A 22402-nucleotide genomic window follows, 5' to 3' on the forward strand; every position below is an offset into this window, starting at 1 on the left:
GACCTGACCCGAAACACCCCACCTCTGAGACCTCAAAGATCCCAGAGGTGGGGTGTTTCGTGCGCGCGGAAAGAATCATGGCAGTAGACTTCAAATCATGCCCAAATCCATTCCTGATCACCTAGCGTCGGCACCCAAGGTCCCACTCTTCCGTGCGTCGCATGATCCACAGAGCCGACCGACGCTTGACGAGGTAGCACTGCGTGCGGGCGTGTCACGTTCTGCGGCATCGCGAGCCATAAATAATGCACCACACGTCAGTTCGGTCAAGCGTGACGCTGTCATGAAAGCAGCTCAGGATCTCGGCTACTTTCCCAACGCGACAGCGCGCGCACTCGCTACAAACAAAGTCGGTTCGGTGGTTCTGGTCGTTTCAAATGAGGACCCCGCTTTTTTCGCAGATCCGTTCTTTTCTCAGATCATCGTCGGGATTGCCACCGCCCTGGAGAAATCTGAACTTGATTTGACGTTGATGCTTGCATCCCCGAGTAGTGGCCCGGAGCGTCTGCAACGACTATTGAGGTCACGCCGGGCGGATGGGGTGATGGTATTGGCCATGCGCAAGGATGACCCGCTGAATCAGATTCTCGCGACGACTGACCTCCCCGTTGTGTTCTGCGGTCGCACTTTGGGCAGGGAGCATCGTTGGTACGTTGACGCAGACAACCGAGGGGGTGCGCGTCTTGCTACCGAGCATCTATTGGGCGCTGGGCGCAAGCGAATTGCTACCATCATCGGTCCTATGGACTTGGAAGCCTCCGCCGCAAGGTACAGGGGTTTCGCTGACGCCATGGCCGTCGTTGGTCTTGCCTCCGATTGGTTGGCAGAAGCGGACTTTACCCGTGAAGGCGGTGTCCAAGCCATGACGAAGCTTTTGGACGATCATCCGGATCTGGACGCTGTTTTTGTCGGCTCAGACAACATGGCGGCGTCTGCGGTTCGGGTATTGAAGTCCCGCGGACGTAACGTCCCGGAGGATGTAATGGTTGTGGGGTTCGACGATCTAGGCATTGCGCAGGAGACTGAACCGACTTTGACTACCGTAAGTCAGCCGATTAAGGCACTCGGCCAAGAAATGGCCATGATGCTCATGCGCCTGATCGACGGCGAGAGCCCGAGCCCCATGATTCTGCCTACACACTTGGTGGTGCGCGAATCTGCGCCCGCCAGCCAAACAAATTCCAACGCGATCACACCATAAGAACTGGTCTGGTCCCTCTGAGGGAGCAGAAGAACGTCGTGCTGTCCTGAGAAAAACGCTTTGAGTACCGCAGAGGGTAGCCTTCCACGCGGCGCAAAGAAGCGCGACGGTGACCCGTGCGGTGAACGCGGGTCTGCCCAAGGGTTGGTTGATAGATTGGGGTGAAAGTATGCTGGCGGATATTTGGCCATTCCGGTGGGTAAATGGTGGATTGACCTTCCCTGTTTGGCGCTTGGGCCGCGCTCACCAATAGGCGTGAGGGGGAGCCATGAACAGGCCTGAGAACGAACTGTTAGCGGAGGCATCTCGCCATTGCGGAACGCTGCCCTCCCCAGTAACAGTGATGCAGGCCCGGCACCTGTCCGGTGCCGGCTTCGGGAAACTCATCGAATGGGAGGTTGGACGCGGCCTCAACACAGGGAAACACCAGCGGTCACCTGCGGCCGCACTTGGTGCTGTCACGTACGGCGGCACCAAAACCACACTTTGGATCGACTGGGACCACGACCACGGCGACGAAGTAGAGCTAGATCCCGACGCCTGGGTGCGTGTCGCCCAGCTGCCGGCCGGGAAGGTGTCGACGTGAACGCCGAATCAGTAGATCTGGTTGCTGTCCTTGAAAGTGACAAAAGCGAAGACATCGGGCAGGGGAATTCGCACCTCGCGCTTGTGACCAGCCTGGCTACGGAACTTCACAGTGCACAAGTTCTCACCCTTGGACGTGTCCAGTGCTTGGAGGACACCCGCCCCGCCATGATCGCTGACACCAACGGACGTGTACCAAGGAACAGAACCGCCGTCCTTCGGCACAAAAGCCCACTCAGCCGGGCGCACATGAAGCCCGTATGGGTCAAACTCCGCCACGATCGAAACGTCAGTAGCAAACGATTCGCCACTGTTGACCAGCTTCATACAAACCTGCGCCTGCTCCGCAGATCCGTCCACTGCCTTGTCCAGCACGATCGCCTCACACTCGAGTACAAACACAGGATCCTTGTACGCCCGCGTATCCCTAGAGTTTCTGATCGAAATCAGCAGGGCTGCAGACGAGAAGAGCACCCAAAACACAACACCGGCAACTGCGGCAACACTTCCAAATTTCATGCTCCGGGGCCTACCCCACGGACCTATTCGACTATCAAGTTCGACTCATGATGAACCAGCTCTTCCGCGACTACTTGGACGGGCGGGTACTCGGGCACGGAAACGTGTGCACCGTGACTATCAGCATTGAGCCCGGCGTCTACTTCCTGCTACTGGCAGCTTCGACCCCGCAGCACCCACCATGCGCGACCTGCAGCGCGGCATCAACATCAGCCGGTACGTGTCCACGGACGGCATTGGCTTCGGCATTGCTGCCGCCGCCCGTGTGGAAGGACGAGAAGCCAGGAACCGGGTCATCGCCGAAGCCGCCGCTATTGCCGGTGAAACCTTTGCGGACATGGAAGCCGCGCTCCTAGCCATGGGTGCAGCCGCCCGACAAGTGGAAGTCCCCAAGTACGTCATGCCCCCACCGCTCTACCCAACCGGCAACATCGCCAAACAGAAACGACGGAGAAAACTGTGAAGAGCTGGCTGACACGCAAAATCGAAACCGATGAGGCCACGAACAAGCTCCACGCAGCCCTCACCCCAGGACAAGCACCAGCATTCATCGACGCCTGCGCGTCCCCCGCCCAATTCGGCATGACCGCTGAGGACATCAACCAAATCAGCCACGCCATGGTCAACTACCGCATCCTCGCCTTCGGATGGGGCGACATCAAAGACCTAGGCGAACGCGGCACACCCGGCTACCAAGGCGGCGTCACCCAAGGATCCGAACCGTACGAACGGAATCAGCCTGGACACCGCAGACCGCATTGAATAGTGGCGTATGGCGGTAACCAATCGCTGGCGACAGATAGAGAAACATTGGAACCAAGCCGTAGTTAGACCGGAAGGTCCCAGAGGCATGAGAAGATGTTGCTGTGTCCACAGAAACTAGGCCGTCTTTAATACAACGAACCGGCATCTACTTTAAAAACTCTGTCCTGTACTTCGGGCGGAAGTGGTGGTGCGGCATAGTTGTAGGCATCCTCGTAGTGGCCCTCGCAATCTTCGTAAACGTTGTGCCCCTGGAAAAATGGCAAGCGGGGACTGCAAACGGGATACTCATTTTCATCGGGGGCGTTGTCGGAATACTTTTCGCACCAACACCCAAGCCTGTAAACCACGTCCAGACAGCTAGCGCCTCAGTGCTGAGCCTGCTGGATATGAAAACAAATAGCGATCGCGCACAAACTGCGATAACCGAGGTTGCATCAGAGTTGCAAGTACCGTCGCTAACAATCCGTCTTGTGGCTGCGCAGGATCTACTGCTTCAACAAGAAATACACTATGCACGAACCATTGAAAACTGGAACACCGTTGCACCCGGAGTCGTGGATCGAGTTGTTTTCGATAGAAGTGCTGGATCACGACGATTAAGGCAGCTTGAGGCGAATGAAGGAAACACAAATGAGTGAGAGTAACGACCGCATCAGCGGCAAAGTGGCAGAAGTTGTTAGCGATCGAGAATTGATCCTGAACCGAGGCAAGAACCACGGCGTCAGAAAAGGAATGTATTTCAACATTCTCGATCCAAAAACGATTGGTATCAAAGATCCGGAGACAGGCGAGGATCTTGGCGGCATTAAACGCGTAAAAATTACGGTAGTTGCCGTGGAGGTCGCCGAAAATATAACGCTGGCTCAAACCTTTCGCACACAGAAAGTCAATATTGGAGGAAAGGGCACATTCGCCGTCTATGACTCTATTATTGGACAAATGGCTGCCCCTAGGGTTGTCGAACGAGTTGAGACCCTAAGGCTCGACCCCAATGGTCCGAAGCCGCTGGGATCATCTGAAAGCGCTGTTAGCAAGGGTGATCCTTTCGAACTTGGTACCGAGGGAGACGCAAGTATTTCTCGGGCCGTAACCGTTTGGGAATAGTCATGGGATCCACTTGCGGCGCGAAGAAGCGCGACGGGAACCCTTGCCGCTCCGCCCCGTTGAAGGGCGGGAAGCCGTGCAAGCGTCATGGCGACGCGATAGCTTGAGTCATGAACACTGGGAAGAATGCACCAACCCTTGTCGTTCGCGCTTACACGCCGGAGCAGGTTGCTGAGATGTTGCAGGAGAAGGTGGAGGCTATCAACCGTCACTGTAGAACCCAAGTATTGAAGGGTGCCTACAAAACCGGCGGCAAGACCTCGCCGTGCCGGATCCCGCCCGCAGCGATTGATCATTACCAACGCACGAGGCCCCGGCAGTAGCGATACTCGCATCGTACCGCCCACCGTTTACCCACCGGAAACCGTCAATAATGACCGTTAGTGACGGGTAGCGGGCACAGCTCATTCACCCGTTCTGCCCCGGAATCTAGGTATCAATGAGCAATGGTCAGCAATGGCCGGAAGCGGCAATTGCTAATCCTAAGTTCTAAGATCAACAGACTCGCGAGTTCGACGTCGATAACGCATCAGCACTCACTATGGGATCGGGGCTGACTGGCTACGCCAAGATCTCCCAACAGGTCGGTGCGGCATTTTCGACCGACTCGCCATAAACGCGCCAGAATCAGCGACAATTGCCGACTGTTTAGTACCCTTCATTGTTGCAAATGACCCTCTAGAACAAAAGGTAATGCGGGGTCTTGACAAGTCGAAGTAGCCCTCTCAGCCTAAAGCGGGGGTCATCGGTTCGAATCCGACAGGGGCCAGAAAGCTCGGAATGACGCTGGACGAGACCGGTGCGAAATAGCCCCGACAGGGGCCATCCTTGCGTTATCTCTCTACAAAACTCCGTGTCCTTTAGAAGTTTGGTTCCAGTGTGAAGAAAAGTTCCTACCGGTAGTTTTCGTTGTGTCAACGTCAACGGATGGACCCATCTACTCGTGGTTCCAACCGTGCGGCTTCTCTTTAAAGCCAAATACTGCTGGGATGGTGGGCTACTTTCCCTATGTGCCAGCCTCCTGTGGAGCGCATGTGGTCGGAAGGTGAGCCGCCAATCCAGTAGGGGAGTCCGCCCTGTCACTCGTGGTCGCGGCAAACTCGTGGGGTAACTGATCGGGCTCACCGTTGCGGAGGGTCGAACCACGGAACTGCATCGCCAACGTGTGCTGCGCGAACGTCCGCACTCGCCAGAAACCTCAAGGTTGCGAGAATCGCGATGATATGCAATGGATTCCACCACAAAGGCCTTTTGGGTGCCCGTTGGCTGTCATAGCAACGATTTTGCGCACTCGCGCTCCAGAGGTTTTTTGTCCAAACAGGACAGCTTGCCCTGACTCAACTAGGCTGGAAAGTGGACGAAAGGAGCATTTCATGAAGAAAATCCTCATGGTATTGACCAGCGTTTCCGAGATCGGCGATACAGGCGAGAAGACCGGCTACAACGTGGCCGAGGCCGCGCATCCTTGGAAAGTCTTCAAGGATTCCGGGCACTTCGTCGACTTCGCGTCCATCAAGGGCGGTCAACCTCCGCGCGACGAGGTTGACTCGACAGATCCCATCCAGGTTGCTTTCACAGAAGACGAGACCACGCGTGCCGGCCTCTACAACACGGCATCCGTTGATGTGGTTGATCCCGAACAGTACGACGCCGTTTACCTTGTGGGAGGCCACGGCACCATGTGGGACTTCCCCGACAGCGAAGGTCTGCAGAACCTAGTGTCCAGCGTCTACACTGCTGGCGGAGTGGTGGGCGCTGTCTGCCACGGGCCTGCCGGATTGTTGAACGTCACATTGGACAACGGCATTCACCTCGTCAATGGCCGTAAGGTTGCGGCTTTCACCAATGATGAAGAAGTCGCCGCAGGAAAGGACAAGGTTATCCCGTTCTTCCTGGCTGACAAGCTTGAGGAACTGGGCGCCACGCACGTCTTCGCGGACGTCTTTGAGGAGAAGGTTGAGGTAGCTGACCGTTTGGTGACAGGCCAGAACCCCGCCTCGGCTGCCGGCGTCGCCAAGGAAATGGAGAAGCTGCTGGCGGAGGTCATTCACCAGGAGAAGGCTGAGGAGCAGGACGAGGCAAAAGCAGTCCGTGCCCAGAAGGACGCTGAGAAAGCGGCCAAGAAGGCCGCAAGCGATACCGGTCACTGACTCGACTGGTCACTGACCCAGCGACCCACAGATTCGGCGACTCAAATTGAAGCTGGCTGCTGCATCGAAGACGGTGCAGCAGCCAGCTTCATTTTGTCTAGACGCATGCAGACGCATAGCCCAGCGGTCCGTAACGCCAGCCGACGCCTCTACATTCGACGAAAAGCCTCGGTGTTTCTGAGAGCTTCGACAAAGTTTTCTGCCAGGTCCGTGGGGGCGTCTTCGGCACACAGTGCCATAAGTTTTCTGGTCAAGGCTATCTCTGGGACTTCTACCACTGCTACTCCGAAGAGCTGTTCGGTCATGGCCAGTTGGGGGACCATGGCCACGCCGTGCCCGGCAGCAACCAACCTCAGCGTCACGTTGAAATCGTCGCTGGAGGCCACCACGCGCGGATGCAGACCCGCATTGGCCAAGACAAAATCGAACACGCTGGCGTCGCTTGATCCGCGCAGGTGAAGAATCCAGGGGGCTTGACTCAAAGCGTCCACGCTCATGCGCGAACCGGGCGTGATGCCCCAACTCGCGGGCACCACCACCTTGTACGGATCCTCGCCCAGCCAGTGTCGGCTCACACCTTGTGGCAGCGCCAGCCCTGACTCGCCAACCTGATAAACAATTCCAATGTCGAGCTCGCCACCAACCCGAAGACCAGGGACGACGGCGCTTGGCTCACCAATGGCGATATTGACCTGGACGGCGGGAACTTGCCACGCAGGCAATTCAATAATGTGCGAGATGACGGAGGCAGCGACTGAAGGAAAAGCCCCCACGCGCAGTTCGCGAACAGCGCTGCCTCCAGCTGCCACTCCCGCGGCGAGGAGATTCTCCGCATCCCGGAGCAGCTTTAACGCCTGCCGGCCCATGGCGTGTGCTGCCTGAGTGGGGTGCACGCTGCGCGCGCTGCGCACAAACAACCGCACATTGCTGGCCTTCTCCAACGCAGCCATTTGCTGCGACACCGCGGAAGCCGTATAACCAAGCCGGTTTCCAGCAGCTGTGAAAGAGCCGAGCCTGACAACTTCCACCAGCGTGCGCAGATGAATCAAATTGAGCATAAGCATTCCTTGAAGTCAGGTGCGTGAACTGTCCATGTGGTTCACATCATATGTGCCAATTTTTCTTTTATGGTTGTTTAGCCAGCTGCAACCAATGCCGCATCCGGCCAGCCACAGCGTCATATGTGACCCAGCACTTTCATACAAAGGATTAGGAATGCTTGAGCAACGGCTCTTTATCAACGCCCGGTTCCACACACTCGTGGCTTCCGAGCCCCAAGTGCAAGCCGTGCTGACCCGCGGAGAGCGCATCGTGGCTCTGGGGCAGGGGGAGGACCTCCGAGCACACGCCACAGGCCCGGTGGAAATTGTTGATCTTGACGGCGCAACTGTCATCCCCGGGCTGACCGATTCACACATTCACACGGCGAACTTTGCCCGTGAAATCGCCGCATTGGACCTTCGCGGCACGCGCAGCATCGCAGAAGCGCTGGAACGGGTGCGAGTTTATGCCCAAGGGCTCCCGCGTGATTCCTGGGTGTTTGGCGGACGCTGGGACTTCAACGCCTGGGCCGTCCCTGTGCAACCGAGCCGCTACGAGCTCGACGCCGTCACGGGTGGCCGTCCCGCCGCGCTTCCCAGCATTGACGGACACACCCTCTGGGCCAACTCAGCCGCACTGGCCGCTGTCGGAATTAATGCCTCTACTCCCAGCCCTGTGGGTGGGGAGATCGTTCGGGATTCTGCTGGTGAACCCACGGGCGTCCTGCGCGAAGCCGCCGGAGACAAACTTGTGGACATCATGCACAGCGCTGAGGCCGGCGACCTTGGCGTGCAGCTACTCGAGGCGCAGCAGCGACTGCTGGCCGTAGGACTCACAGGGGTCCATGATTTCGATGGCGAGGATGCGTTGGCCGCCTATGCTGGCATGCGCGAGTCTGGAAAGCTGAGCATCCGTGTCCACAAGGCTATTCCGATGACCGCCTTGGAGCAGGCCATTGGCGAGGGCAGGGCCACAGGGGACGGTGATGTGTGGCTGCGCACCGGCCCCGTCAAGCTCTTCTCAGACGGCGCGCTCGGTTCGCACAGTTGCCACATGAACGCCCCGTTTCCGGATGAGAACGGCAATACCGGTATTGAGGTCATCCCCTACGAACGTCTGCTTGAACTGGTCCGTCTCGCGGCAGGAGCCGGAATCGTCGTTGCTACCCACGCGATTGGGGACCGTGCCAACGAGCTGGTGCTGGACGCTTATGCTGACCTAGCCCGAAACCCGCTGGGCCCCCCTGTTGGGAACGGCCAACGTGCCTCGAGGCTCCGCCACCGGATTGAGCACGCCCAACACCTGCGCCCTGAAGATATTGCCCGCATGTCCCGGCTCGGAGTCATTCCCTCCATGCAACCCACCCACTGCACCACTGATATTCCGCTGGCCTCGACCCTCTTGGCAGGGAGGAACTTGGCCTCCTATGCGTGGCGTTCGTTGCTCGATGCCGGTGCCGTTCCCGCGTTTGGTTCCGACGCGCCCGTGGAGCACCCCGACCCCATGTTTGGCATCCATGCGGCCGTTACACGCCAGAACCTTCATGACGAGCCCGAAGGCGGATGGCAGCCAGGCGAACGTGTCACCGTCACTGAAGCCATAGAAGGATTCACCGTTGGGGCGGCCTACGCTTCCGGAGAAGAGGCACATAAGGGGAGGCTGCGGCCAGGGATGCTGGCCGATTTCACTGCTCTGGCAGCCGATCCGTTCACCAGTCCAGCCTCTGAGTTACGCGATATTCCCGTCCAATCCACCACGGTGGGCGGCGTGGTGCGTTACCGCCGTAACCCGTAACCCGTAACCCGTAACCGGTAACGAGTAACTAGCCACCCGTAACCAGCCACACCTATACGCAGGCCATCACAAAGTTTCCCTCCAAGTTTCCCCATAAAGTTTCCCGACCCAATTCCCGCACCATTATTAGGAGAACAATCATGAACAAGTTCATCTCCGGTACCACCGTCAAGGCTCTGCGCACCGTCGCGCTGGCCTCAACCGTACTGCTGACTGCTCTGGCCCTGACCGGTTGCGGCGGCCAGAGCATCTCCGGGGGTGAGCCGGCACCGCAGAATGTTGGCTCTACCTTTACCGCCACGCCCGCACCAACCGAGGACCTTGCCAAGAGCGTCATTGACGGCATCAAAGTCGATCCTTCGCTGACGGCCGCCCTGCCGGCAGCGCTCCAATCCGAAGGCATCAAGATGACGACCTCCGAGGGATACCCGCCCATGGAGATGTTCGCCGCTGACGGGAAGACGCTCGTTGGTGTAGACCCCTCTATTGCACGGGCCCTGGCCAACAAAATGGGTGTGCCGCTGTCCATCAACAACGAAGACTTCAACGCGCAAATCCCCGGCATTACCACGGGCCGTTATGACTGGATCATGTCATCCATGACTGACAACGCTGAGCGACGCAAGACAGTGACGTTCGTGGATTATGTCCGTGCAGGTAACGGCTGGATCGTCAAAGCGGGCAATCCTGCGGCTCTGGGTGAGCCAACCACCGCCTGCGGTAAGACACTCGCCGTCGTAGATAATGGATCTTCGCTGGCCCTCGCCGAATCCATCGACGCCGATTGCAAGGCCGCCGGCAGTAAACCCGTGACCGTGTTGAAGTTCGCAGGCGATCAGGAAGCGATCCTCCAAGTCAGGAACGGCCGCGCCGACGCCGGAATCAACGACTATCCAGTGGCCGCGTACCGGGCCCAGACCTCCAGCGGCGAGCTGGAGGCAGTGGCTATTGAGGGTGGTGAAAGCCCATGGGGCATTGCCATGAAGCCAGAAAACAAGGAACTCATTGGCGTCGTCCAGAAAACGTTGCAGGCATTGATCGACGATGGCAGCTACGCCAAGATCTTGGACGCCTGGAACGTCTCGAAGATGACGGTCGGCACGGCCACCGTCAATGACGGTAAATAGGGAACTGCCGTGAAGAAACCCAGTAGGCCCAAGGAACTGAGCGGACCCGACGGTAGCCTAGTGCCCGTCGTCGCACTTAAACATCGAGACCGCTGGATTGTTGGAGCCTTGGCGCTGGCCGTGTTTATCTGGCTTCTGTCCACGCTCGCCACTAACCCCAACATCCGCTGGAACAGGGTGGCCGAGTATCTCTTTTTCCCCAAGATCATTGACGGAATTTGGGTCACGATCACCATATCCATCCTAGCCACAGTCCTAGGCCTGGTGCTGGGCGTTGTGCTGGCCATCATGAAGCTCTCGCACAATCCGGTCCTGAACTGGCTGTCTACACTTTACATATGGTTCTTCCGGGGCACACCGGTGCTGGTCCAGCTCATCTTTTGGTACAACTTGGCGTTCCTGTTTCCCAAACTGGTCCTCCAAATCCCGTTCACCAATATTGGTATCTGGTGGAACACCAACGATGTAATGACGGGGTTCAATGCCGCGCTCCTGGGCCTCGGGTTGAACCTCGCCGCATACTTTGCGGAGACGGTCCGCGCCGGAATTCAAGCCGTGGACAAAGGCCAAACCGAAGCCGCATATGCGCTGGGCATGACGCCGGTGAAACGCATGCGCGTCATTGTCCTGCCCCAGGCGTTGCGCATCATTATTCCGCCCACGGGCAATGAATTCATTTCCATGTTGAAAACCACGTCGCTGGTTTATGTGGTGGCCGGTAATGACCTGATGACCAATGCCAGCCAGATCTACAAGCAAAACAACCTGATCATGGAGCTGCTGATTGTGGCTTCGCTGTGGTACATGCTCATGACGGCCATCGCCACGTTCTTCCAGTCCAAACTTGAGACGCGCTACGGTGCTGAGGCCGTGCGTTTGGTGCGCCGGCCTGGACTTTTCCAGCGGGTATTCCTCAAACGCACGTCGCGGCCCCTCGCGGGCGCCGCCGCCATCACGCTGAGCGTGGATGATTCCATCAAGGCCGGGAAGGAACTCTCATGAGCAAGAAACTACATGTAGAAGCCCATGGGGTGACCAAGTCCTACGGCACCCATCTGGTTCTGGCCGGTGTTGACTTCACAGTGGGAACCGGCGAGGTGAGCTGCATCGTCGGGCCTTCGGGTTCGGGTAAGTCCACGTTCCTGCGTTGCTTGAACGCGCTGGAAACTTACGACGACGGGACCCTCCTAGTCGAGGATCGGCACGTTGGGTACGAATACCGGGAGGGACGCTATTACGAGTGGAACACGAAGCAGTTTGCCCAGTTCCGATCAAGAATTGGGATGGTGTTTCAACGCTTCAACCTGTTCGGGCACCTGAGCGCAGAGGAGAACGTGGCCTGCGCGCTGGTCCAAGTACGTGGTCTTAGCAAGGCGGCAGCCAAGTCCAGGGCCAGAGAGGAGCTAGCGCGGGTGGGACTGGCTCAACACGCGCACAAGCGACCGCACCAGCTTTCCGGTGGGCAGCAGCAACGCGTGGCGATCGCAAGGGCCTTAGCAATGGATCCGGAGATCATGCTCTTTGACGAGCCAACCTCAGCCCTTGACCCAGAACTCGTCGACGAAGTGCTGGAGGCAATGAAGGAACTAGCGCGTCAGGGCATGACGATGGTGGTGGTGACGCATGAGATGGGCTTTGCCCGCGAAGTGGCAGACACCGTGCATTTCTTCGACGCCGGCGTCATCGTGGAATCGGGAACCCCAGCTGCTGTTCTGGGCAATCCTCAGCATCATCGCACCCAAGCGTTTCTCGCCAAGGTGCTGTGAGCGGGGATTTCTTTCCGTCAGTCCCGGAAGTCACTTTATTGGGGGAGGTTTCCGGGCTCGTGTTGACTGAGGTGGCGGCAGGTGAGTGTCCGGCGCCGTAAATTCACAAGTAATGCATTCACAAGAAGTGCACGACGCCGGACACGTCACCTTCCAGCGTTGGCCTCGCGAAGGACTATTTGGTGGGCTTCTTTTTGGTGGTGTTCACAGCGTCGGGGGCATCCATAAGCGTCTCAATCCCGGGGTTGCCCGGGGCGGAGACCTGCGCAGCGTCGGCGTTCGCGTTCTCGACAATGACGAGGGCTTCGGTCTTTGGCGCGTGAATCTCATTGTCGAGAGATTCGGTAGCAGTGGCTTGCGCACTGTTGGTTTCCAAGAGTGAGCTGCGATGACGGCGGGCTTCAGCCAAGATGAACAGGCGCTCTGCCGCGGCAGTTTCGCCCGCCTCTTTGAGGAGTGAGCCGGCGGCCATCAAGGCCTCTGCGGCCACAGCATTCTCGCGGTAATCCAGGAACGCTCGAGCCGTTGACTCAGCTGAAATGTCGTTGATCTGGGTGCTGACACGGCTGGCGTCGTCCAGGGAATAGCCATGTCCAAGCTGGTAAACCTCGTGATACAGGGAGGCATAGTTTTCCTCCCTGAAGTCCATGGACTGATCCAAACGCACCTTCAGCTCCCGCTGCTCGGCAGGGGAGAGATCGTCCACTTCGAGCCCGATCCGATGAGCAAACTTACGCAAGTATTCCGGGCTAGCCAGCGGCATGCCACCTGAGAGTAGGTGCGCATCGGTGGGCTCGGCCTGCTCGGGCTTGGGAGCGGAAAAGAGGGCGAGGAATTTTTGGAACAGGGTATTCACGGGGGTCTCCATTGGTTAAAGCTGCCCTTAAATCTTCTCAGTGTTCGGGGCGATTAGCGGTATGGAATCCAGTGATACTCAACGCAGTGGGCGGGGTTGGCTGCCAAGGACGGATAGCGGCTTTGATTCCACTGCTGCCGCATCAGAAGCGCCGAAGGTGGTGCCTCAGATTCCCCACCTCGGAACTTCGAAGCAAGCCACCATCACTGCAGACGGGATTACCATCGACGGGATTACTGATGGAGGAAAGAGAATCTCTATCTATTGGGATAGGGACGTTTGTAGCGCCGTCAGATGCTAGAGAACCGTACACTTGGCGCTCGCAGAAGGATCCGCCATGACCCTTGGTCGGTTCCTCGGCGCCCCGCTGCTGAAGCGCTTCGGCAACGCTACCGTCCTGCGGGCCAGCACACTAATCTCCCACGCCCCATAGCAACACTGCGGCGTGGGCGCCTCTTTGGGCTTCCCCGAGGCATTATCCGTCGCGGCCGACAGCCTGCGCGGCGCCATGATCCTGGCTTTGGTCATGGTGGCCCTCGCGCCCCTGCTGACCAACACCGCCAAGTCACGTCCCCGCAAAGAGACCACCGCATTGGACTCGGCTACCCACTGACTCTTCTTTCGCCTACGGTTCGACGCCGGGAGCCCACCTTCCAGTGAAAGGTGGGCTCCCGGCGTCGAACGTCAGAAAGGGGAGGTACCTCAGACTGATGGGCGTGCCAGTCCCAAGGTTTCACGCAGAGTGCTGCCGGGATATACCGTTCGGAAGAGGCCGCGCTCCTGCAAGATAGGCACCACCAGATCCACGAAATCCGTCAACGATTGAGGATAGACGGGGCACATAAGGTTGAAACCGTCGCAGGCGCCGGACTCAAACCACTCCTGAATCTCATCCGCAACCTCGGTGGGAGTGCCTATCATGGTGGCATGGCCACCGCCTGCGGCCAGGAAGCCAAGTAGTTCCCGCAGCGTGGGCTGCTTCGTCTCGATGATGCGCTGGACTGTCAGATACCGCCCCTGCGGACCGGTAAACAATTCAGCAGGCGGTAGCGGCGCCACACGCTCATCAAGTCCATGGTTGTGGTAGTCCTGGCCCGTGAAAACGCCGAGTTGGGCAAGGGCGGCGTCAATATCCAGGTAGGTATCAAGGGCCCGTTTCTTCTCCAGCGCCTGCGCCTGCGTTGCCCCGATATAGGTGACTAAACCGGGCAGAATAGGAACTTGTGTGCCGCCGCGACCTGCCTTAGTCAGCCGCACTTTCATATCCGCAGCGAACTCGAGCGCTGATTCCTTGTCCCATGCCACCGAATAGATGGCCTCGGCAGAACGGGTCGCGAAGTCCCGCCCAGCTTCCGAAGAACCTGCCTGAAACAGCACTGGATGGCCTTGGGGAGGGCGTGGAACATTCAGCGGACCCGCCACCGAGAAGTGCTTGCCTCGATAATTGATGGGGCGAATATGCCCGGGATCGATGAACGTCCCTGTTTCTCGGTCTCGGGAGAGTGCCGTATCAGACCACGAATCCCACAGTTGCTTGATCACTTGGACAAACTCGTCGGCGCGATCATACCGCTCGGCATGGGGTGGCAAGGCGGCCATGCTGTGATTCTGGGCCTCGGCATCAAACATGGATGTGACAATGTTGGCCCCCGCCCGGCCACCACTGATGTGATCCAGCGAGGCCAGCATCCGGGCAGCGTGGAACGGGGTATAGAAACTGGATGAAACGGTGGTGATCAGGCCAATGTGGCGGGTGGCCCTCGCCATGGCGCTCAATGCCGTCATCGGTTCAAGAAGTCCCGGAACGCCTGCTGAATACTTGCGGTTCACGCTGTGCCCGTCGGCAAAGAACACGGCGTCCAGAAAGCCACTTTCGGCCAGCTTGGCCAGTTCCTCGAAATAGGTAATCTCGCCGACTCTATCGGCACTGGAATCTGGATGCCGCCAGCCCATGGTGTGATGTCCGGTGCCGAACAAGAAGGCGTTGATGTGTAATTCTCGTGTCTTTTCCATACTGCTCGTTCCCACGTTAACCGGCCCCTAATTCATCACTAGTCCGCCGTCGACCACCAGATTTTGTCCGGTGACAGCCCGGGCCCAAGGCGAAGCGAAGAACAGGGCCGCATCAGCAAATTCTGCTGGGGTGGTGACCTTGCGCAGCGGTGTCCCGCTGGCAATCAAGTCAAAGACCTGCTCGGGGGTAGCCGAGGAAGCATCTGTGCGGCGCAACAGCCCGCCGGAGACCATGTTGACGCGGATATTTGTCGGTCCCAGATCGGCCGCGAACGTCCTGGTCAATGCCAGCAAAGCCGCCTTGGCCGCCGTGTAGTCGTGGTAGGGGACCACCGGATTCTGAAAGAGGTTGGTGCCGATGTTCACAATGGCACCGAAGCCGGCTTCCTTGAGCCCAGGCAGCACGGCTTGGATGGTGTTCAGCGCCCCACCCACCACTCCGGAGAACTGGGCCTGGAAATCTGCAAAACCAATCTCCTTGGCCTTGGGCCGGGCGTCTCCGTTGAAGGAAAAGTCCGGGAGGGCGTTGTTGATCAGGGTGGTGATGGGTGCGTCAAAATACTCCGCGGCGGCGCCGACCATTGCTGCCACTTCATCGCTCTTGGTAACATCGGCCTGCAGCGCAATGGCTTGGTCCGGGCCGAGTTCGGTGGCCAGTTGCCGGGCGGCGTGTTCACTGTTGCGGTAGTTCAACACCACCCGGGCGCCTTCACGGGCAAAGGAGCGGGCAATCTCCACACCGAGCCCGCGACCGGCGCCGGTGATGAGAACAGTCTGGTCTTTGATGAGCACGTGTGCACCTTTCAGAAGCGCGAAAGGATGCACAAAATTACGAGATGTACGCCAAAAGACGGTGTTCTCGTATTTGATTCCGGACCGGCATCCCTTCGCTCGGATTATCGAGATCAGGTTCGACGGGTCTAGCTCTCAGCCGCAATGCGGCACCCCGTGCAGTGTCCAAGAGCAAAGCTACCATGCCTGCCCACAGTCCAGTCGCGGAGCGGCCTACGGCGTAGCCGCAGCGCGGTTCAGCTAGAGGTCAGCCCGCTCAGCATGAGATCGAGTCCGAACGTGAAGATCTTGCTAGCGTCCCGTTCCGTGGGCTCCAACAGCCCGGCGCGCGTCAGCCCGGCACGGGTCTGTTCATCGGTCACCGAACCCAAAACGTAGGAAAGCAGCGCCTCTGCCGCCCACTCGGCTTGATCCGTGGCTAGATTTTCGCCTACCAGCAATGCACCAAATTGCTGCAGTGGGGCCGTGGCGCGTGGGTTCAGGGCGTGCGCCAGCGCCACCACCTCGGCACTGTCCCGCACCGTCAGCAGTGTGGCGCGCAGACCCACCGCCAGCTCTCGAATGCTCTGCGGAGACTGAGCTGAAACGGGTTCCAGGATCAGTCCGGCGAGCACGGTAAGCAGTTCTTGCTTGTTTTTCACATGCCAGTACAGCGCCCCCGGTTGCACACCAAGATCACGGGCCAAGCGGCGCATGGACAAGTCGGCCAGGCCGTACTCACGCAGGATTTCCATGGCTGTCTCCACGATTGCCTCACGCGTCAACGCCATTGTGGCCCCACCCTTTCCAGATTCTCATGCCACCGCGGCACCCCTCCATCTTCCCCCATCAGCAGGGCCCTCGATTGACAATGTCCACAGCTCACCCCACTATTGAACAGTGTTCAATTACTTTGCAGACCTCGCCGATCGCCAACTCGACGGCGCCACCTTGACCCGCCAAGAAGCCCTCGCAATCCTGGAATCCACCGATGATCAGCTGCTGGATCTGGTTGCGGCAGCCGCCCGGCTGCGACGCGCCCACTTCGCCAATACGGTCAAAGTGAACTATCTGGTCAACCTCAAATCCGGGCTCTGCCCCGAAGATTGCACCTACTGCTCACAGCGACTGGGATCAGCCGCCCAAATCCTGAAATACACCTGGCTCAAACCCGAAGACGCCGTGGCCCAGGCAGCTACCGGCATCCGCGCCGGAGCCTCCCGGGTCTGCCTCGTCGCGAGCGGCAAGGGACCCAGCGACCGCGATATAGACCGCGTGGCGGGCATGGTGGGCAACCTCAAGGTGCAGTACCCGTCCGTGGAGGTGTGCGCCTGCCTCGGCATTTTGAAAGACGGCCAAGCCCAGCGACTCAAGGCCTCCGGGGCCGACGCCTACAACCACAACCTCAACACCAGCGAAGAAAACTACGCCGACATCTGCTCCACCCACTCCTTCGCCGAACGCGTGCAAACCGTGGAACATGCCAAGGACGCCGGCCTCTCACCGTGCTCGGGACTGATCGTGGGCATGGGGGAGAGCAGCAACGACCTCATCGACGCGGTCTTCGCCCTCCGAGCCCTGGGCAGCGAATCCATCCCCGTCAACTTCCTCATGCCCTTCGACGGCACCCCGCTGGAAGGCACCTGGCTCCTCACCCCCGCCCACTGCCTGCGCATCCTCGCCATGGTCCGCTTCGCCTGCCCCGACACCGAACTGCGCATGGCCGGCGGGCGCGAAATGCACCTGCGCACCCTCCAACCCCTGGCCCTCCACCTGGCCAACTCGCTCTTCCTCGGTGACTACCTCACCAGTGAGGGCCAATCCGGGGCCGATGATCTCGCCATGATCGCCGATAACGGTTTCGTGGTACTGGGCGCCCAGACCACAGCTCTCCCCGGCGCGGACCACTCTGAAGCGGACAGTCCTGAGCTGGACCGCCAAGAAGCGTTCGACGCCGGAACCGCCCTGATCAGTCCCGTCACCATCCGCCGGCGTGGGGCCGGGACGGCCGTGGCCCCCAATGCTTGAGGCTGCGGCCAGCGAGGTGGGAACTAGTAGCACCGCAGGAACCGCCGTGAGCGGTGGGGCCAGTGTTGCGCCTAGTCCTAGGCCTGGGGCTGATCTCGGGATGCGCTCGCTGATTGCCCGGGACAGGGGACTGCTCTGGCACCCGTATGCGCCGCTGGATGGGGACGCACCCTACGCCGTCCATGCCGCCAACGGGGTACGCCTGACACTCGGCGCCGCGGATGGCAGCGAATTTGAGGCCATCGATGCCATGAGTTCGTGGTGGTCCATGATCCACGGCTACCGCAACCCGGTCTTGGACCAGGCACTGCAGGAGCAAGCCGGGAAGCTCAGCCATGTCATGTTTGGCGGGCTCACCCACCAGCCCGCCGTGGACCTGGCAGAACGGCTCACCGCCATGACCCCGGATGGTCTTGACCATGTTTTCTTTGCCGATTCCGGTTCGGTATCCGTGGAAGTGGCGCTCAAGCTTGCCATCCAGTACCAATTGGGCCGGGGCCGGCCTCAACGTACACGGTTTTTGGCTCTGCGCGGTGGTTACCACGGTGACACGTTCGCGGCCATGAGCGTGTGTGATCCCGTTGACGGCATGCACGCAGCGTTCCCATCGCTGGTGGCCAAACACCATTTCCTGCCGCAGCCACCTGCCGCCCGGCTCATAGGCGGAGAACTGCTGTCCGACCCGGCCGAAGTGGCTGGGTGGATCAATGCACTGGAGGAGACTGTGGAGCGCCACCGTGACGAGTTGGCTGCCGTCATTGTTGAACCAGTTGTGCAGGGCGCCGGCGGCATGCACTTTTACGCATCCGAGTGCCTTGCCGCCGCCCGCCGAGTGGCCGACGAACACGGCCTGCTGCTGATCGTGGATGAAATTGCGACAGGTTTTGGCAGGACCGGAAAGCTCTTTGCGTCGGAGTGGGCCGGGGTGGCTCCGGATATTATGTGCGTGGGCAAGGCACTCAGCGGCGGCTACCTGACGCTGGCAGCCATGCTGTGCTCGGCCCACGTCGCGCGTACTATTACCGATTCCCCGCTTCGTGCCCTCCTCCATGGGCCCACCTTCATGGCCAATCCGCTGGCGTGCGCCGTGGCTTGTGCCTCCATGGATCTGTTGCTGTCATCGGAGTGGCAGAGCCAGGTGCAGAGGATTGAACAGAACCTTGCCATTGCTCTGGCACCAGCTAACAACCTCGAGTCAGTGCGGGATGTGCGCGTCCTTGGTGCCATCGGTGTCGTAGAGCTTGGCGAAGCAGTGAATGTTCCCGCGGTGACCCGCGTTGCCTTGGAACATGGTGTCTGGGTGCGGCCCTTCCGCAACTTGGTCTACACGATGCCGCCCTACATCAGTAGCCCGGAGGATGTGGCCACGATTGGGGCGGGCATCACCGCGGCTATTGCTCAGGTGCACGGCTGATGGCCAGTACTCCTGAACGTGCTGTTGTCCCCACTGAAACCCCTAGCGCAACCACTAGCGCAGCCACGGCCATGGAGGCTTGGCTTGCGTCACGGGCCGAGGTTCGTCGGCAACGCGGCATGGTGCGCACGGCCTCGATGCGTCTCTGGCCGGAGAAGTCAGGAAGTCCTGAGGAGTCAGGAAACCCTGAGCCGTCAGGGAGCCCGGTAAATCCTGTGATTCCTGTAAATCCCGACATCCCCAACGGCACGACGGCTGGGGAAATCATTGACCTAGCCTCCAACGATTATCTGGGCCTATCCGCAGACCCAAGGGTCATAGCCGCCGCGGTGGCAGCACTTGAAGAATTCGGTGCCGGAGCAAAAGCATCCCGCGTTGTCTGCGGCACCACCCCTGCTCACGTGAAACTCGAAGAACAACTCTGCGCCCTCACCGGGCAGCAAGCTGCGCTCACATTCTCCAGTGGCTACACAGCAAACTTGGGTGTGGTGACCGCACTTGGAGGGCCGGGCACACTCATCATCCACGATGCCCACGTCCACGCGTCCCTCATTGATGCCGTTCGGCTCTCGCGCTCGCAGGCCATCGCCGTGCCCCACAATGATCTCAACGCCATCCGGGCCGCTCTGAAGAATCGAACGCAGCCGCGCGCCATCGTGGTGGTTGAATCCATCTATTCGGTATTGGGTGACGCGGCCGATCTGCCGGTTCTGGCACAGATATGTGCGGAGGCCGACGCCCTCTTGCTCGTGGATGAGGCCCACAGCTTAGGCGTGCTTGGCGGTGGAAGAGGTGCCGTTCATGCGGCAGGCCTGGCTGGCGTGCCGCATGTGGCAGTCACCGCTACGCTGTCCAAGTCGCTGGGATCTCAGGGCGGTGCTGTGCTGGGTTCGCCCGCCCTTCGCGAACACCTAGTGAACTCGGCCCGGACCTTTATTTTCGACACTGCGTTGGCGCCGGCGGCGGCTGCCGGGGCAGCCGAAGCAGCGCGGATTATGCTGGCTGAGCCGGAGCTGAGCGCCCGCGTCCGGGCCAACGCAGCCACCTTGGCCCGTAGCTGTGGAGTGCCTGTAGCTGCTGGTGCCGTGCAATCTGTTCCGATGGAAAGTGCCGCCCAGGCTGTACGAGTGGCAGAGCAATTGCGTGCGGCGGGGATTCAGGTGGGCTGTTTCCGCCCGCCCAGCGTGCCCGACGGCGTGTCCCGGCTCAGGCTTACCGCCCGGGCCTGCCTCACACCGGAACAACTCCAGCGTGCCTCGGAACAGTTGGCCCTGCTGGTGCCCACTTCCCGGCTTGATTCCGCGTCCAAGCAGTTAACAAACGTTGGAGAAACTGACGTCCAGCACCACGAGGAGCACGGCTTTGACCCTGACAAGCATTAGTGACCCGGAGCTGGTCAAGGAAGTCATGCGGCGCACGGAGGATTTCATCCCCAGCAACGCTCTAACCTCGGTGGTGGATTTGTCCCCGGGCACACTGCGCATTCTGGCCAAGGCGCGCTTCGCGCTGCCGCCGGTACTGGCCTCCGCTACGGGGGAGAAGCATCGCGCTGTCCGGACCATGGTGGGCAAATTTTTCACACCCGCCAAGGTCATGGGCATCAGCGCGCGAGTCCGTGAACTGAGCGCGGAGCGGCTGACCCTGACGGCCGCGGCACTGGACCCTGCAGCCCTGAAGTTCGGCACGAAGAACTGCGGTGCCCCGGGCCATCGTGTGGTGGATCTGGCTGAATCGATTGCCATGCACATCCCGCCGGTCATCATGGCAGAACTGACGGCTCAGCCGATGCCCGAGCTTTCGCTGCTGAAACGCTGGAGCCAGGATTCCCTGGAACTGTTTTGGGGCTGGCCCGATCCAGAGCGGCAACAGCACCTGGCGCACAGCGCCGCAGAATTCTACGGCTGGCTTCGCGGCGAGGCCGCGGCTGCACGGGGCACGGATTCCCTCTTCGGGGTTTTGCACGCCGCCGGTCTGAGTCAGGCCGAGATCTGTTCGCTGGGCTATTTCCTGGTCATTGCCGGCCAGGAGACCACCTCGCTGCTAATCAGCACGGCACTGTATCGCGGGATCCAAAAGACGCAAGACTCAGATGCCCCGGCGTGGGCGGAATTGGCTGAACCCACCGCTGCGGCAGCGCACGTCCGCAACGTGCTGGCCACCGAATCGTCCGTGCATACGTGGCGGCGAGCTGTTGCGCAGGACACCACGCTCGGCGGTTTTGAACTGCCAGCCGGTGCCGAGATCTTACTCGAGCTCAGCGGCCACCACCCTGTTAATGCCAGCCCCACCGCGTATTCGCTGGCCTTTGGGCACGGCCTACACCGCTGCCTTGGCGCCAAATTGGCCGAACTGGAGGCGGCGCTGGTGGTGGAGGAAACCGCCCGTGCACTACCGGAGCTGGAACTTGTGGGATCCGAACCGCAATGGCTGCGCTTGCTGTCCTTTCAAGCACCGCTCACCGTCAACGTAGCCAGAAGGAAGCCATGAACCAGCCCACAACTGATCAGCCCACCACTACCCGGCCCAGCATCATTTTCATCACCGGCACAGATACCGACGTTGGAAAAACAATCACCACCGCGGCCCTGGCCACGTCCTTTGCAGCAGCCGGCGCCACCGTGGCCGCGTACAAACCTACCCAAACAGGAGTCTCTGGTGCCGAGGCTGGCGACATGGATGAGGTGCGCAGGCTGAGTGGTATCTCCATCGTGGCGGAGGGCATCCGGCTGCTGGCCCCCATGGCGCCAGTTGCCGCGGCAGAACTGGAAAACCGGAATCTGCCGTCCTTGGCCGAGTATGTGAACACCATCAGCGCGTTGGCAGGCTCCCATGACGTTGTTCTCGTGGAGGGTGCGGGCGGGTTGCTGGTGGAACTAGACCACCAAGCTCACACGCTCGCGGATCTGGCGGCCAGCGTGAAAGATGTGGCCCGAGTCCTCATAGTGCTCGTCTGCCGGAGCGGTTTGGGGACCTTAAACCACACGCAATTGACGCTTGAAGCCCTGACGCGCCGCGGACTTCCTGCGGCCGGTTTGGTCATTGGTTCTTGGCCGGATGTGCCCACCGACCTTGAGCTGGGAAACCGCAGCTACCTCGGTTCTCTCCCCGCGCCATTGCTGGGTGCTTTGCCAGCGGGCGCGGCGGCTCTGACGTCTAGCGATTTCCAACAGCGCATCCCGAGCTATCTCCAGCTCCCCAAGCACTAATGCTTTGTCCAAAAAGTACGACGCCGGGAGCTCACCTTCCAGCGAAAGGTGAGCTCCCGGCG

General features: G+C 59.9%; 24 protein-coding genes and 1 riboswitch. Of the genes, 18 read left to right on the forward strand and 6 right to left on the reverse strand.

Going from position 1 to position 22402, the window contains the following annotated elements:
• Window positions 1-97 precede the first annotated feature (97 nt).
• Window positions 98-1201: a LacI family DNA-binding transcriptional regulator gene (locus ACX80D_RS05920; protein ID WP_459321720.1), complete on the forward strand. Its 1104-nt coding sequence runs from the start codon at window positions 98-100 to the stop codon at window positions 1199-1201.
• A gap of 268 nt (window positions 1202-1469) precedes the next feature.
• The gene (locus ACX80D_RS05925; RefSeq protein WP_459321721.1) at window positions 1470-1787 is read left to right on the forward strand and encodes a hypothetical protein; all 318 of its coding nucleotides are present in this window, start codon (window positions 1470-1472) and stop codon (window positions 1785-1787) included.
• Between the two features lie 8 nt (window positions 1788-1795).
• Here the strand turns inward: ACX80D_RS05925 and ACX80D_RS05930 are convergent, their stop codons facing one another.
• Window positions 1796-2305, reverse strand: coding sequence for a hypothetical protein (locus ACX80D_RS05930; protein ID WP_459321722.1), 510 nt, complete (start codon window positions 2303-2305; stop codon window positions 1796-1798).
• A 181-nt stretch (window positions 2306-2486) separates the two neighbouring features.
• On the opposite strand from ACX80D_RS05930, the gene ACX80D_RS05935 reads away from it, so the two are divergent.
• From ACX80D_RS05935 to ACX80D_RS05960, 6 genes are all read left to right on the forward strand, one after another.
• On the forward strand, window positions 2487-2768 hold the full coding sequence (locus ACX80D_RS05935) for a hypothetical protein (RefSeq protein ID WP_459321723.1): 282 nt from the start codon (window positions 2487-2489) through the stop codon (window positions 2766-2768).
• Window positions 2765-3067, forward strand: coding sequence for a hypothetical protein (locus tag ACX80D_RS05940; protein ID WP_459321724.1), 303 nt, complete (start codon window positions 2765-2767; stop codon window positions 3065-3067). Before ACX80D_RS05935 ends, ACX80D_RS05940 begins: the two co-directional genes overlap by 4 nt.
• 104 nt (window positions 3068-3171) lie before the next feature.
• Complete coding sequence (locus ACX80D_RS05945) at window positions 3172-3708, forward strand: hypothetical protein (protein WP_459321725.1); 537 nt, start codon at window positions 3172-3174, stop codon at window positions 3706-3708.
• Window positions 3701-4174, forward strand: a complete 474-nt coding sequence (locus ACX80D_RS05950) for a hypothetical protein (RefSeq protein WP_459321726.1) — start codon at window positions 3701-3703, stop codon at window positions 4172-4174. The genes ACX80D_RS05945 and ACX80D_RS05950 overlap by 8 nt, the downstream gene beginning before the upstream one ends.
• 110 nt (window positions 4175-4284) lie before the next feature.
• The gene (locus ACX80D_RS05955; protein WP_459321727.1) at window positions 4285-4497 is read left to right on the forward strand and encodes a helix-turn-helix domain-containing protein; all 213 of its coding nucleotides are present in this window, start codon (window positions 4285-4287) and stop codon (window positions 4495-4497) included.
• A gap of 1050 nt (window positions 4498-5547) precedes the next feature.
• The gene (locus ACX80D_RS05960; RefSeq protein WP_459321728.1) at window positions 5548-6324 is read left to right on the forward strand and encodes a type 1 glutamine amidotransferase domain-containing protein; all 777 of its coding nucleotides are present in this window, start codon (window positions 5548-5550) and stop codon (window positions 6322-6324) included.
• A 149-nt stretch (window positions 6325-6473) separates the two neighbouring features.
• Here the strand turns inward: ACX80D_RS05960 and ACX80D_RS05965 are convergent, their stop codons facing one another.
• Window positions 6474-7382: a LysR family transcriptional regulator gene (locus tag ACX80D_RS05965; protein WP_459321729.1), complete on the reverse strand. Its 909-nt coding sequence runs from the start codon at window positions 7380-7382 to the stop codon at window positions 6474-6476.
• A gap of 157 nt (window positions 7383-7539) precedes the next feature.
• Between ACX80D_RS05965 and ACX80D_RS05970 the strand changes: the two genes are divergently transcribed.
• From ACX80D_RS05970 to ACX80D_RS05985, 4 genes are all read left to right on the forward strand, one after another.
• A complete protein-coding gene (locus ACX80D_RS05970) occupies window positions 7540-9159 on the forward strand; it encodes an amidohydrolase (RefSeq protein WP_459321730.1) in 1620 nt (539 codons plus the stop codon).
• A gap of 140 nt (window positions 9160-9299) precedes the next feature.
• Window positions 9300-10286, forward strand: coding sequence for an ABC transporter substrate-binding protein (locus ACX80D_RS05975; RefSeq protein ID WP_459321731.1), 987 nt, complete (start codon window positions 9300-9302; stop codon window positions 10284-10286).
• A gap of 9 nt (window positions 10287-10295) precedes the next feature.
• Window positions 10296-11288, forward strand: a complete 993-nt coding sequence (locus ACX80D_RS05980) for an amino acid ABC transporter permease (RefSeq protein WP_459321732.1) — start codon at window positions 10296-10298, stop codon at window positions 11286-11288.
• Window positions 11285-12052 (forward strand): amino acid ABC transporter ATP-binding protein, encoded by a 768-nt coding sequence (locus ACX80D_RS05985; RefSeq protein WP_459321733.1) that lies wholly within the window; start codon window positions 11285-11287, stop codon window positions 12050-12052. The genes ACX80D_RS05980 and ACX80D_RS05985 overlap by 4 nt, the downstream gene beginning before the upstream one ends.
• A 175-nt stretch (window positions 12053-12227) precedes the next feature.
• On the opposite strand, the gene ACX80D_RS05990 is transcribed toward ACX80D_RS05985, so the two are convergent.
• Window positions 12228-12908, reverse strand: coding sequence for a hypothetical protein (locus ACX80D_RS05990; protein ID WP_459321734.1), 681 nt, complete (start codon window positions 12906-12908; stop codon window positions 12228-12230).
• A 445-nt stretch (window positions 12909-13353) separates the two neighbouring features.
• On the opposite strand from ACX80D_RS05990, the gene ACX80D_RS05995 reads away from it, so the two are divergent.
• Window positions 13354-13521, forward strand: a complete 168-nt coding sequence (locus ACX80D_RS05995; RefSeq protein ID WP_459321735.1) for a hypothetical protein — start codon at window positions 13354-13356, stop codon at window positions 13519-13521.
• Window positions 13522-13610: 89 nt separating this feature from the next.
• Here the strand turns inward: ACX80D_RS05995 and ACX80D_RS06000 are convergent, their stop codons facing one another.
• The 3 genes from ACX80D_RS06000 to ACX80D_RS06010 all read right to left on the reverse strand — a co-directional run bounded on the left by ACX80D_RS06000 (window position 13611) and on the right by ACX80D_RS06010 (window position 16483).
• Window positions 13611-14921, reverse strand: coding sequence for an LLM class flavin-dependent oxidoreductase (locus ACX80D_RS06000; RefSeq protein ID WP_459321736.1), 1311 nt, complete (start codon window positions 14919-14921; stop codon window positions 13611-13613).
• 27 nt (window positions 14922-14948) lie between these two features.
• Window positions 14949-15713, reverse strand: a complete 765-nt coding sequence (locus tag ACX80D_RS06005) for a 3-oxoacyl-ACP reductase (RefSeq protein ID WP_459321737.1) — start codon at window positions 15711-15713, stop codon at window positions 14949-14951.
• A gap of 73 nt (window positions 15714-15786) precedes the next feature.
• Window positions 15787-15880: riboswitch (TPP riboswitch) on the reverse strand.
• 69 nt (window positions 15881-15949) lie between these two features.
• Entirely contained in the window at window positions 15950-16483 is a 534-nt protein-coding gene (locus ACX80D_RS06010; RefSeq protein ID WP_459321738.1) for a TetR family transcriptional regulator, read from the reverse strand.
• Between the two features lie 109 nt (window positions 16484-16592).
• Between ACX80D_RS06010 and bioB the strand changes: the two genes are divergently transcribed.
• The 5 genes from bioB (at window position 16593) to bioD (ending at window position 22340) form a co-directional block, all read left to right on the forward strand.
• A complete protein-coding gene (gene bioB / locus ACX80D_RS06015) occupies window positions 16593-17720 on the forward strand; it encodes a biotin synthase BioB (protein ID WP_459321739.1) in 1128 nt (375 codons plus the stop codon).
• Window positions 17721-17820: 100 nt separating this feature from the next.
• A complete protein-coding gene (gene bioA, locus ACX80D_RS06020) occupies window positions 17821-19134 on the forward strand; it encodes an adenosylmethionine--8-amino-7-oxononanoate transaminase (protein WP_459321846.1) in 1314 nt (437 codons plus the stop codon).
• A complete protein-coding gene (locus ACX80D_RS06025; protein ID WP_459321740.1) occupies window positions 19134-20516 on the forward strand; it encodes an 8-amino-7-oxononanoate synthase in 1383 nt (460 codons plus the stop codon). The genes bioA and ACX80D_RS06025 overlap by 1 nt, the downstream gene beginning before the upstream one ends.
• Window positions 20497-21621, forward strand: coding sequence for a cytochrome P450 (locus ACX80D_RS06030; RefSeq protein WP_459321741.1), 1125 nt, complete (start codon window positions 20497-20499; stop codon window positions 21619-21621). Before ACX80D_RS06025 ends, ACX80D_RS06030 begins: the two co-directional genes overlap by 20 nt.
• Window positions 21618-22340 (forward strand): dethiobiotin synthase, encoded by a 723-nt coding sequence (bioD, locus tag ACX80D_RS06035; protein WP_459321742.1) that lies wholly within the window; start codon window positions 21618-21620, stop codon window positions 22338-22340. The genes ACX80D_RS06030 and bioD overlap by 4 nt, the downstream gene beginning before the upstream one ends.
• The last annotated feature ends 62 nt before the right edge of the window (window positions 22341-22402 follow it).

This window comes from Arthrobacter sp. Sr24 (assembly GCF_054511175.1).